Source organism: Enterovibrio qingdaonensis, from assembly GCF_028683135.1.
In the GTDB taxonomy this organism is placed as follows: Bacteria; Pseudomonadota; Gammaproteobacteria; order Enterobacterales; family Vibrionaceae; genus Enterovibrio; species Enterovibrio qingdaonensis.
The window spans coordinates 118544-131167 of the sequence record NZ_JAJUBB010000003.1 but is presented as its reverse complement, the minus strand read 5'-3'; the positions used below and the strand labels follow the sequence as shown (position 1 = coordinate 131167).

Sequence of the window (12624 nt, the reverse complement as noted above, 5' to 3'; positions counted from 1 at the left end):
GTTGCAGTAATTTATAAACTCATGTCCGATTGTCTTTTTATTGTTCCTTTTAAAACCCAAACAGTGTCAAGACATCGGCTTTCGCTTTCATTTACAGCCTGAAAAACAAAAAACGCCACATCTACGTGGCGCTTTAACGGGTGGTGCTTGAACGGTTAAGACTGTGTTTGGTGCGATTACTTAAAAATCAGCTCTACACCAGCACCATCAACGAGTTCGATCACTTTTTTATCCTGCTCATTTAACAACACTAACACCGGCTTTTCAGAGGATTGCGTTTTCTTGATGGTATCTAAAATCAAACCACGTACCGCTTCATTGTGCTTTGTGAAGATATAAGGCAATGCTGTGCAGTCGAAGTCAACGCCCAACGTAAAGCTGGCGAGGCAATCAACATCAATGATCACGCCATCAAAGTACGCCAACAACGACTCTGCGAGTAATGCGTTAGACGGTAGTTGACATGCAAGCAAGACTTTAAGCCCTTTCGCGCCGCGGCAAAGCCCTTGCTCTGCCAACAGATCGATCATGGTTGCGGCTTCACTGGACGTGCGGATAAAAGGGACCACAATTTCAATGGCGATGTTTTTATCTTCGATGGCCGATTTCAATACGTTGCACTCGAAAATAAAACCAGGCTTACCAACCTGACTAGCAAAACGAGAAACACCACGCAAGCCCATCGCTGGATTGGCTTCCGCTGGCTCGACCTCACCGCCTTTTAACGCGCTAAAATACAAGGCACCTTCATCATTGAGTAAAATGCGCAGTGCCCTACCACCGTTTGCTTTGCTCGCCTTATCTAACGCTTCTACCAGTCGATTCACTGCACTTTCCGTATCTGAAAGGACAGATGGGTGCTCACCAACGAGCTCTTGATAGAGCCCCGCGAGTGCGACTAGCCCAATATTTGCTTCTGCAGCATCCAACTGGGATGAGTGCTTGAGCAAGAGTGAAGAATTCAAATCCATTTGAGACATAACGCACCAAAACTACTTAGAAAAAACAGACATACCTATACCCAATCAACCTAACGATGCTTGGGTATATAAGGCTCATTTATTTGATAACGATAAGGTTGTTACACGCAACCGACTGATTTTCGTCCATCTACTACAAAACATACCCACACCATCAAATCGTTACAAGTGAAAATATTAAATTTACATCCCGTCTATCACATAGGAACAATATTCAAGCAACAGACCGCTAAACGAACAAAACTAAAGCAACAAAGAGAATAAATCGATGAAAGATCACATCGCTACTTTTATGTGACCGAAATTTTGCTATCTTACTGCCTTCGCAACAAAGCTGATGTAAGGAAGGCAGTGTCCATGCCTATTAAAACTGACGAACTAAGAACGCAACCTGTTGACACGCTGCCAACACCCGCTGAAGTAGAAGCTGCGTTTCCTATTACTGATAACGTCGCCGAACACGTTGCTCTTGCCCGCAAGCAAGCAGAAGATATTCTGACAGGACGCGATGATCGCCTGCTAGTTGTTGTAGGCCCATGTTCCATTCATGACCCTAAAGCTGGCTTAGATTATGCGGCACGCTTAAAGACGTTCGCAGATCAGCACAAAGATACGTTACATGTTGTCATGCGTACCTATTTTGAAAAGCCACGCACCGTTGTTGGCTGGAAAGGCATGATCAACGACCCGGACTTAGACGGCAGTTGCAAACTGCAAGAAGGCCTATTTAAAGCGCGTCAGTTCCTTTTGGAAGTGAACAAACTCGGTATGCCAACCGCAACTGAGTTTCTTGATATGATCACTGGCCAATACATTGCGGATCTTGTCACGTGGGGCGCGATTGGTGCACGTACAACTGAATCTCAGATCCACCGCGAAATGGCCTCTGCACTATCTTGCCCTGTCGGATTTAAAAACGGCACCGATGGCAATATTAAAATTGCGATTGACGCTATTCGTTCTAGTCAAACATCACATTTGTTCTGTTCGCCAAATAAACAAGGACAAATGACAATCTACCGTACTAGCGGCAATCCACATGGGCACGTTATTTTGCGCGGTGGGCATCAACCAAACTATCATCGAGAAGATGTCGTGAATGCTGCTGAGAATCTGGCTTCATTTAATCTTTTTCCTCGTTTGGTTGTCGACTTTAGTCATGCCAACTGTGAGAAACAACATCGTCGTCAATTGGACGTCGCTGCTGACATTTGCCAACAAATCGTAGACGGCGATATTTACATTGCTGGTATTATGGCGGAAAGCTTTATCACCGAGGGAAATCAAGCGGTCGATAAAGACAAGATTGAAGCACTGACATACGGCCAGTCTATCACTGACCCTTGTCTGAGCTGGGAAGATACAGAGACTATGCTCAAAATGCTTTCTGATGCTGTATCACAGCGCAATGGCAAAGCAGCCGCTCTGTGATACTATTCGATTAATTTTTCAGGTAATAATCAGGAAAAGCCAATGCCTTCTTTTGATATCGTGTCAGAAATTGACAGCGTAGAACTAGGTAACGCTGTAGACAACTCAACTCGTGAACTTGCTACTCGTTTTGACTTTCGTAATGTAGAAGCAAGCTTTGAACTAAAAAAAGAAGTTGTAAAAGTTTCCTCTGAGTCAGATTTCCAAGTGAATCAGTTGATGGAAATCTTGCGTGGTAACCTTGCAAAGCGTGGCGTAGATGCACGCTCAATGGAACCTAAAGACTACGTGTACTCAGGTAAAAACTGCTACGCAGATGTTCACTTCAAAAATGGTATTGAAACCACAGTCGCGAAGAAAATCGTTAAACTGATCAAAGACGCGAAAATTAAGGTTCAGGCACAGATCCAAGGCGAACAAGTTCGCGTGACAGGTAAAAAACGCGATGACCTGCAGCAAGTAATGCAGTTGATTCGTGAAGCCGACCTAGGCCAGCCATTCCAGTTCGAAAACTTCCGCGACTAATCGCCGAACTTTCGACGAAAAACGCCCCATACGGGGCGTTTTTACTTTTATAGGTGCTAGGTTTAAGTCACCGTAATGACACGGCTTGCTTTCTTGTATTGGATTTTCCAACCCTTCCACGGCGGCAACTCCCAACGTTTTGGCCCATCTTTTCTGCTGCCTTTCACATGATGTACGATAACTGTTCGTTTTAACTTGTTGTATTCCACCGAAAGATGCAAATCAGCCAATACCAAACGTAGCGGGTATTTCTCGACAAAGTCTTTAAGCTCCCACTCAGGTACCCCATCGAACATCAAATCCTCGCCGTCGATTAACTCAACATCGTCTTGAGATTCAATGCCCAGTGTTCTTAAACGGTCACATAACCATGTTGCTGCTTCAATATTCGGCTCGGGTGTGATTGCTTCGAATTGCTGATACAAGTTCCAATATGCGACATCATCACTAATACGATCTCCAACACCGGGAAACAATTCACCGTTTAGTATTTGTTGGCACATCGCATGTATTAATCCGTCGCCTTCAGACTCCTGCTGAACGGTTTCAATAATTCTTCCAGCATACACTCTCTGTTTGCTGTCAAGGATCATACCATCAATCTCTTGGTGCTCAATCACTTCCCAAATGCCCAGATCTGCATCAGAAATCCAGTTAAAGGGGATCGGTGCTAGGCATGTTGCATAAGAGGTTGTTTGCTTGCTTCCCTTACCGGCAAGATGAAACTGATCGAATACAATCGCAGATTGTGGGGTATCAGGGAAATCACTGTCACGACTCAACACAACTTCACTGATCCCGTTACCGAAGGCTTGCTGCCGACGCTCTCGACGCACAAACACCAACTCAGGAGAAATTTCGATGACGTTGCGAAGAAAAGCCTCGCGATCGAAACGCGAAGCGACTTCCCATTGCGGCAGTCCCAATGCTTCGCGTAATGATGCGCTCAAAACTCGTGCTTCGTTTAAAGCCAGAGAATCAACCAGTACTTCATCAGGTTGTTCACCTCGGATTACCGCAATTGATGTGACAACGTCACACACATTGCGATTCCAGTCTTTGTATGCATCTAACGCCAAATCGCCGCTCTGTCGCTGCCAAACCCGCATCGGCGTTTGCAAAATCGCAGCAAGATCGCACATCGCCTCTCGATTGCTTTTGGTTCTCATGCCAGTAATCAGGTGAGCAAACAGTGAATCGATCGGCAATGGATAAAGCAGGCGACCATGCTCTGTCACGTTCCCCTTATCATCGATTGCACGCATGCCAATCAGGCGTGCTTCTGCCGACGTCAACGATTTCGAGGGAAGCGGGGATAAAAATGCCAATTCATCCAACCTAACGCCACAACACGCCGCTGCCAACATTGTTTCAATCAGATCTTCACGCTCTAGTTCCGGTGGCGTAAAAAGTTCTAATGGTGCATGCTCACCATAGAGTTTTTCGCAAAAGCCTGCCGTAATCCGACCGGCTCGACCCGCCCGTTGTTTCGCGCTTGCTTGAGAGATAGCGTGCAATGCTAATGCCGTGCGGCCATTCCTCTGGTGCGTTCGTCGCTCTAAGCCTGTATCGATTACCGTTACAACACCAGGAATGGTTAACGACGTTTCAGCAACATTCGTGGCCAAAACAACCCGTTGTCTTTCGCCGATTTCTAAAGCCCGTTTCCTGTCGCTTTCTGACGCCGAAGCATGTAGAGGAATAATGTCAGCGTCTAAGTGCTTTAACAGACTTTGGCATGAACTAATTTCTTTCTTACCAGGCAAAAAGACCAATATATCGCCTCCCCGGGCTATCGCGTTTTGGGCGACAGGAAGAAGGCGTTGCTCTAAGTCCCTCCCCGTTGGGGTTGACTGCGTATCACGAGAATGGCAATTAACAGTGACACCGTAACTCTTGGCGTTTGCTTTTATCACGTCAGCAGAAAAGTAACCCGCAAGCTTCTCACTGTCTAAGGTGGCTGAAGTAATAAGCAGGCGGTGCTTGTCATGCTTGATTAGAAGAGCCGCCAATAAATCTGTTTCGGCACGTCTTTCATGAAATTCATCGATCATCACAACATCAAACTGCGCCAATTGATTTTCAGCAAACCAGCGAAGAACGACCCCCGGTGTGGCAAACACAATGTTGGTCGACTCATCAAAGCGATAATCGAACTTAATGGCGTAACCCACGCGTTCCCCTATTTCACTGTCTATCGTCTTTGCGACGAACGCAGCCAGCGACGTACAAGCAACACGTCTTGGCTCAACAACGAGGACTTTCCCCAGAGCCATTGCCCACACTGGGAGTCTTGTGGATTTTCCCGTTCCTGTATCCGCTTGGACGATGATATTATTCTTTTTTATTACCTTTTCGACGTCGCTTTTAAGCGCATCAATAGGAAGCGTTATCGGGGTTGGTGTTATCATTACTACGTAAATACAGATGAAGTCAGATTGGCTTAGTCTAAACGAATATTCATGGTTATACCCAAACTACCTGAACACGCGCGATTTCATTGCTGATTTGCGCGTAAATAAACGGAAAACGTATAGGATCACATACGTTTAAATCTCATCGCATTACGCAACAAAATTCACAATTATTTCTTAGGGTTATATTTAAAACCACGTTAATAATAAATTTGTATTTTGTACAAATGTGTCGTAATCCACCCGTCAATATTGGGTAACATCACTATTTTGACAAGCCTAGGGTTTTAATACCATTTTCACCTTGAATCCCTAAGCCCAACAACACTACACTCTTAGTGCAATTCTCCCATGTTAATATTGAATTGTATTTGCCCGTCCATTGAACTGAATTAGATTGAGTTGCTGTCATCCATGCATAATCAAAAACGTCCGCTATATCTCCCTTACGCAGGGCCCGCTTTACTTGAAACCCCTCTATTGAATAAAGGCAGTGCCTTCTCCGTTGAAGAGCGCATGTTTTTTAACCTTGAGGGTCTGCTGCCTGAAGCGATTGAGTCAATCGAAGAACAGGCAGAACGTGCATACAAGCAGTACATGCGCTTCGACAATGACATGGACAAGCACATTTACCTCAGAAATATTCAAGATACTAACGAGACACTGTTTTATCGACTGGTGAATAACCACATCACAGAGATGATGCCAATCATCTATACACCGACTGTCGGTGCTGCATGTGAAAACTTTTCTGAAATTTACCGCCGTGGTCGTGGTCTGTTTATTTCCTACCCAAACCGTTTCCGTATTGATGAGATGTTAAACAATGCATCTCGCCACAACGTAAAAGTCATCGTTGTTACAGACGGTGAGCGCATTCTTGGTCTTGGCGATCAGGGCATTGGTGGTATGGGCATTCCAATCGGTAAACTGTCGCTATACACCGCATGTGGCGGCATCAGCCCAGCGTATACGCTTCCAATCGTACTCGATGTTGGCACCAACAACCCTCAACGTCTATCGGACCCTATGTACATGGGTTGGCGCCATACGCGTATTTCTGGCCCAGAATATGACGATTTCATCGAAGAGTTTATTCAAGCAGTGCAACGTCGCTGGCCAGATGCGTTGATCCAATTCGAAGACTTCGCACAGAAGAACGCAATGCCAATCCTTGAGCGCTACAAAGACCGCGTATGTTGTTTTAACGACGATATCCAAGGTACTGCTGCGGTCACCGTTGGTTCATTGATAGCGGCATGCAAAGCGGCCGGCACAAAACTTTCTGAACAACGCATCACTTTCCTTGGTGCAGGCTCAGCGGGCTGTGGTATCGCTGAAGCAATTATTGCGCAGATGGTTGCGGAAGGAATTAGTGACGCAGAAGCCCGTGCACGCGTATTTATGGTCGACCGCTGGGGCTTGCTGATCGATGCAATGCCAAACTTGTTAGATTTCCAACAAAAGCTGGTACAGAAATCAAAAAGCATCAAAAACTGGGAACTGGCTGACCAAAACATTTCACTGCTAGACGTGGTCAACAACGCTAAACCGACCGTGTTGATCGGTGTATCTGGTGCGCCGGGTCTTTTCAGCGAAGAAATCATTAAAGCTATGCACTCGCATTGTGAACGCCCAATCGTATTCCCGCTTTCTAACCCGACAAGTCGTGTAGAAGCCACGCCGTTTGACATTCTGCGCTGGACCAACGGTGACGCTTTGGTAGCAACGGGTAGCCCGTTTGAGCCAGTCGTACTTGACGGTGGTAAGACGTTCACCATCGCACAATGTAACAACAGTTACATCTTCCCAGGTATTGGATTAGGTGTATTGGCGGTGGAAGCGAAACGCGTCACCAATGAAATGCTAATGGAATCAAGCCGTGCGCTTGCTGAGTGTTCACCTCTCGCCAAATTTGGCCGTGGTCCGCTTCTGCCTGCACTGGAAGAGATCCAAAACGTTTCTCGACACATTGCGTTAGCCGTTGCCAAGAAGGCTATTGAACAGGGTGTGGCACTTGAATTGACTGAGGATGCTCTCCTAGAACGTATTGACGCGATCTTCTGGCAACCTAAGTACCGTCAATATAAGCGTACGTCCTTCTAACCTATCAGTTCGGATAGCATACTGAACCTCCGCTTTATAAAATGGGCGGAGGTTCTTTTTGTTATTTCGTTCATTTTCGTATAACCTGCTGGTTCTCCGCAATTTTAATGCCTTTCTTGTTGAGATGTCATTGCGAAAAGTTTTAATAGCCATCTGTGCTTTTCTCATCCTTTCAATCACCACCATTGTGGGGATGGACTTGTGGGTCACGATAAAAGCATCCGATCGCATCTATACGTCTATCGATCAAATCCCTCAACGCCATATCGGCTTGGTACTGGGTACAAGTAAATACATTGGTAGAACACGAAACCCCTATTACACCTATCGAATTGAAGCTGCTCAGCGTCTCTATCAGGAAAACAAAGTCGACGTGTTACTCCTAAGTGGTGACAATGCACATCGTTCTTACAACGAACCGTGGACAATGAAACGCGACATGCTTCAAGCTGGCATTCCCGAGGATCGTATTTTTCTCGACTATGCCGGTTTTCGTACGCTCGATTCCATCATTCGTGCCAAACGTGTATTTGATGCCGACGAATTCACACTCGTTACACAGGCGTTCCATTGCGAACGCGCACTGTTCATTGCTGATTTCTACAATATTGATGCAATCTGCTTGGCCGTTCCTAGCCCTTCTGGATTATCAGGTTTGAAAATTCGAGCCAGAGAGACACTCGCTCGTGTCAAAGCCGTGCTGGATATTTACGTTTTAAACAAGCAACCAAAGTTTCTGGGACCAAAAGAATCAATCCTCGTTGAGCCAGTAAACACCGCACAAGATCCACAAATAGACTAGTCACAACGCGATTTATCGAGCCAAATAAAGACAGCTTCGCTGTCGTCACTATAAATAATGGGTGGTTTTACACCCATTTAAAAAATGACACATCTCAATTCAAAACATTCATGTAACACACCGTTAATATTGTGCGTTTTCGCCATTTTCAATTAACAAATAACCGCAATAATACCCCTCGACGTTAAACAAATAATTAACGAAAACCATACCCTACACTTTTTGAGGAAGTCACTATGACAGCACTAACTCTTGCGGTTCGAGATTGGCTGTTGAATCGAAATAGCCTGATTCTTATCGCCGACATAATACTCTTTACCCTACTCTACAATTTCTTACCTTATGAAAATGACGTCGTCATCGGACTAAGCCTACTGGTTTTTATCGCCATACTTTGGCTTACCGAAGCATTGCACGTCAGCATCACAGCATTGCTTGTTCCTTTGATTGCGGTTGGTCTCGGCGTATTTAAAACGCCAGCTGCATTGGCCAATTTTGCAAATCCAATCATTTTTCTTTTCCTTGGTGGCTTTGCACTTGCAGCTGCATTGCACGTACAAAAGCTCGATCAAGCGATTGCTGATAAAGTTCTCGTCGTCGCGAAAGGAAAAATGAGCGTCGCTGTCTTTATGCTATTTGGCGTGACAGCAGGTTTATCCATGTGGATTTCGAATACCGCAACCACGGCAATGATGCTACCACTCGTGCTGGGTGTGCTAAGTAAGGTAAATGCTAAATCAGAACGCGGAACCTACGTTTTTGTTTTACTTGGTGTCGCCTATTGTGCCAGCATCGGCGGGATTGCCACTATAGTTGGCAGCCCTCCAAATGCGATTGCTGCGGCTGAAACGGGGCTTAATTTTGCCGAATGGATGGCCTTAGGACTTCCTATTACTATCACGCTAATGCCGTTGGCCGTTGCACTTTTGTATTTCATCACCAAGCCAAACCTTAACCATACCTTCGAGCTTGACCACAAGCCCATCGAATGGACAAACGAAAGACGCCTTACGCTTGCGATTTTCGCGTTCACTGTATTTTGTTGGATCTTCAGTAAGCCTATAAACCAAATGCTGGGTGGACTCAGTAAATTTGACTCGCTGGTTGCTCTCTCCGCCATTGTTTTGCTAGGTGCTACACGCGTTGTTAAATGGAAAGACATAGAAAAGACGACCGATTGGGGTGTTCTGTTGCTCTTTGGTGGTGGCCTATGTCTTAGCAATGTACTGAAAGCGACGGGTACGAGCGTTTTCCTTGCCGAATCTCTAAGTACATTTCTGTCCTCTGCTGGTATCTTCTTTACACTGCTAACTGTTGTTGCGTTCGTTGTCTTCCTTACCGAGTTTGCAAGTAACACAGCAAGTGCTGCGTTGTTAGTACCTGTATTTGCCACAGTTGCAGAAGCATTAGGCGTATCTCCTGTCGTGCTATCAGCACTAATTGCTGTTGCGGCATCTTGTGCCTTTATGTTGCCAGTCGCCACACCACCAAACGCCATTGTGTTTGGCTCAGGTCATATTCAGCAATCAGAAATGATGCGAGCAGGCTTTTACCTAAACGCACTTGCAATCGTAGTTCTGTCGATGTTTGCATGGATCTTCTGGTAAACATCCGCTGAAACTAAAGCCGCATGCCTCATTGGTTATGCGGCTTTATCTTGCCTTTATAATCCGCTAACGACTTCACTATTGTCCTTCTCGCAACGGCTATCCTTTTTGTTTGATCATTTCTGTTTTAAACGAAATTATCCCTCGTTAATTTTTTTGAGCAAAGTTAGATACATGGCCTCATCGTTTGTTTCATACCTGTTTCACGGGTACACTAAATTTTCAATAACAACGATAAGAGAAGCTCATGCCATACGCAGAAATTACTGGCTGGGGAAAATGCCTACCACCAGCTGAATTAACTAATGACGACCTCAGTACTATTATTGAAACCTCTGATGAATGGATTTCTAGCCGAACGGGCATAAAGGCAAGGAGGATAAGCCATGTAAATACCTCTGATATGTCTACCGTTGCTGCAAAGCGAGCATTGGCCGCTGCAGGTGTTAACCCAGAAGATGTTAATCTTGTTATTGTTGCGACCTGCTCTCCAGACACTCTTATTCCGAATATTGCATCCAAGGTTCAACTTGAACTGGGTGCTGTGAACGCTGCAGCATTTGACTTGAACGCAGCATGTACGGGCTTCCTTTACGCTTTAGAAACGGCAACTCGCATGATTCAAGCGGGCGCCTATCAACATGCTGTTGTTATTGGTGCTGAGCGACTAAGTTGGTACTTGGACTGGAGCAAAAGAGACACAGCCGTGTTATTTGGTGATGGCGCGGGAGCTGTTGTCGTTAGTCGTTCAGAAGAAACAGTTGGTTTGCTTGAAGCCAAATTGGGCTGTGACGCTGAAGGCCGCGACGTACTTGCTGTTCCGAAATTCGGCACCGCAATGGCACGCTTTGATCAAGACAATGGCTATTTTGATTTCAATTTCGTTGGCAGAGAAATCTTTAAGCGCGCAGTCAAAGGTATGGGCTCTGCCGCGGGATCTGTGTTAACGCGCTCAAACATGACACCAGAAGATATTGACCTTGTTGTTCCTCACCAAGCCAATAAACGCATTATTGAAGCGTTGTGTGATCATGCAAAAATTCCGCTTGATAAAGCCTTCATCAATATTCACAAATACGGAAATACATCTGCTGCCACGATCCCTATCGCCCTTTGTGAAGCCGTCGAAGAAGGTGCGGTAAAACCAAACAGCACACTGCTACTAGCCGCATTCGGTGCAGGTCTGACTTGGGGTGCTGGTATTATCCGTTGGGGGTCACGTACAACGCCAATTTCCACGACTGACGCTGAACTACCGGAAGTGGGTAAAACCGCACTAGAGCTTCTTGAGGATGCCGTCAGGCACTGCAACGAGAACGCGAACAAATAAAAAAAGGCAGCTTTCGCTGCCTTTTCTTCTTTATTACTGCTGCTATTTATTTATGACCCAACATGCTCAGCCATATGGACTTCAACGCGATTACGTCCTGATTGCTTGGCCTGATAAAGCGCATCATCTGCGTCAGCAATTAACTCTGCAAGATTATGGTCAGTTGTTGAAGCCACACCCACACTACACGTCATCGACTCACCATGTGGCCAATTGAAATTTTCAAACGAATAACGAATCTTTTCAGCTAAAAAGGTTGCTTGCGCTAGATTTCTTGTCGGGCAGAAAATAACAAACTCTTCACCTCCCCACCTGACTACGATGTCGTTCGTGGATGTCGCATCGCGCAAAATCTGGGCTGTTGCAACGAGCAATTGATCACCCATGTCATGACCAAAATTATCGTTCACTGCTTTGAAGTGATCCAGATCTAAACACAATGCCGAACAGACCTGTTTATTCGCCGCTTTGAGGTGCTTATTAAGTACTGGGTATATTTCCGTTCGGTTTCTTAACCCCGTCAATGCATCCGTTGTAGCCAGTACCGAAAGGGTTTCGCTTTGTTGCCTCAGTGATGAATTGATTTTCTTTAGTTTGTCAGCACGACGCCTCTCTAATCTATACGTCGCTCTGCTTTGCCAATATTTGACCGTCAGAATAATCATCACCACACTCATCCACATAAATGTTAGCGTGCGGAATAAATCAGCCTCCGTCACCATTAAACCTTCGAAGCGAATACTTTTTATTGTTAGCGTGTGGTCACCGATGATTGGTGCACTCCCCGTTGCGATTTCAATCAAAGAAATATTGTCGAGCTCAGGTCCTGCATGTTCGAGAGGAACCGCCAAGTCAGAAATCCACCATGACAGCACTTGGAACGAATTTAAAGGGAGAACAAACTCGCTCATTGTCTCTGTAGGCGCATATTCTATGCCATTGAATTTCAATGAAACAGGATCGTGAGTATTAGAGTATTCTTCGTTGTAGTTTCGAAGGTAAACACGTAGCCGCTGGTCTGGAGCCGGTGCTTTATAGGCTGCCTCAATGACCATGGAATGGTAATTGGACAGATCGATGCCATTTTGGACTTTTTTGGTGAGGCTTATTGCTATTTCACAATAAGGCCATTTATACCTCTCTCCCAAGGTACACGCCAACACTGCGCCTTTTCCGTCGGCACTCTTTGACACCGTACCTAACGTATCTCCTCCACTGGGAGTGTCATCAATATAACGGAAATGATAATCGGAAGGAGATATAACGTATTCTGAACGCGCGCCACCAGCATAAAACCAAGTGACAGACGCGAGAGAGAAAAACGCAAGAACAAATAAGACGAACACAGTTCGAGAAAAATTCTGATTCAAACTAACCAACAGATGTTTTCTAAGTTGATACTACTCTAAGGCTGCTACTTCTTGTTTAA

At 45.4% G+C, this 12624-nt stretch carries 9 protein-coding genes; 6 read left to right on the top strand and 3 right to left on the bottom strand.

What is annotated here, in order from left to right; genetic code table 11:
• Window positions 1-176 precede the first annotated feature (176 nt).
• A complete protein-coding gene (locus tag LRP49_RS05480) occupies window positions 177-980 on the bottom strand; it encodes a putative PEP-binding protein (RefSeq protein ID WP_274140780.1) in 804 nt (267 codons plus the stop codon).
• A 357-nt stretch (window positions 981-1337) separates the two neighbouring features.
• On the opposite strand from LRP49_RS05480, the gene LRP49_RS05475 reads away from it, so the two are divergent.
• Both LRP49_RS05475 and LRP49_RS05470 read left to right on the top strand, forming a co-directional pair.
• Window positions 1338-2411, top strand: a complete 1074-nt coding sequence (locus LRP49_RS05475) for a 3-deoxy-7-phosphoheptulonate synthase (RefSeq protein ID WP_274140779.1) — start codon at window positions 1338-1340, stop codon at window positions 2409-2411.
• Between the two features lie 42 nt (window positions 2412-2453).
• Window positions 2454-2936 (top strand): YajQ family cyclic di-GMP-binding protein, encoded by a 483-nt coding sequence (locus LRP49_RS05470; protein ID WP_274140778.1) that lies wholly within the window; start codon window positions 2454-2456, stop codon window positions 2934-2936.
• A gap of 62 nt (window positions 2937-2998) precedes the next feature.
• Here LRP49_RS05470 and LRP49_RS05465 read toward each other — a convergent pair whose 3' ends face one another.
• Entirely contained in the window at window positions 2999-5347 is a 2349-nt protein-coding gene (locus tag LRP49_RS05465; RefSeq protein WP_274140776.1) for a helicase-related protein, read from the bottom strand.
• A 417-nt stretch (window positions 5348-5764) separates the two neighbouring features.
• On the opposite strand from LRP49_RS05465, the gene LRP49_RS05460 reads away from it, so the two are divergent.
• From LRP49_RS05460 to LRP49_RS05445, 4 genes are all read left to right on the top strand, one after another.
• Window positions 5765-7456: an NAD-dependent malic enzyme gene (locus LRP49_RS05460; RefSeq protein WP_274140775.1), complete on the top strand. Its 1692-nt coding sequence runs from the start codon at window positions 5765-5767 to the stop codon at window positions 7454-7456.
• A gap of 124 nt (window positions 7457-7580) precedes the next feature.
• A complete protein-coding gene (locus LRP49_RS05455; protein WP_274141192.1) occupies window positions 7581-8258 on the top strand; it encodes a SanA/YdcF family protein in 678 nt (225 codons plus the stop codon).
• A gap of 236 nt (window positions 8259-8494) precedes the next feature.
• On the top strand, window positions 8495-9865 hold the full coding sequence (locus tag LRP49_RS05450; protein WP_274140774.1) for an SLC13 family permease: 1371 nt from the start codon (window positions 8495-8497) through the stop codon (window positions 9863-9865).
• A gap of 247 nt (window positions 9866-10112) precedes the next feature.
• Window positions 10113-11195 (top strand): ketoacyl-ACP synthase III, encoded by a 1083-nt coding sequence (locus tag LRP49_RS05445; RefSeq protein ID WP_274140773.1) that lies wholly within the window; start codon window positions 10113-10115, stop codon window positions 11193-11195.
• 50 nt (window positions 11196-11245) lie between these two features.
• On the opposite strand, the gene LRP49_RS05440 is transcribed toward LRP49_RS05445, so the two are convergent.
• Complete coding sequence (locus LRP49_RS05440) at window positions 11246-12565, bottom strand: GGDEF domain-containing protein (protein WP_274140772.1); 1320 nt, start codon at window positions 12563-12565, stop codon at window positions 11246-11248.
• Window positions 12566-12624 lie beyond the last annotated feature (59 nt).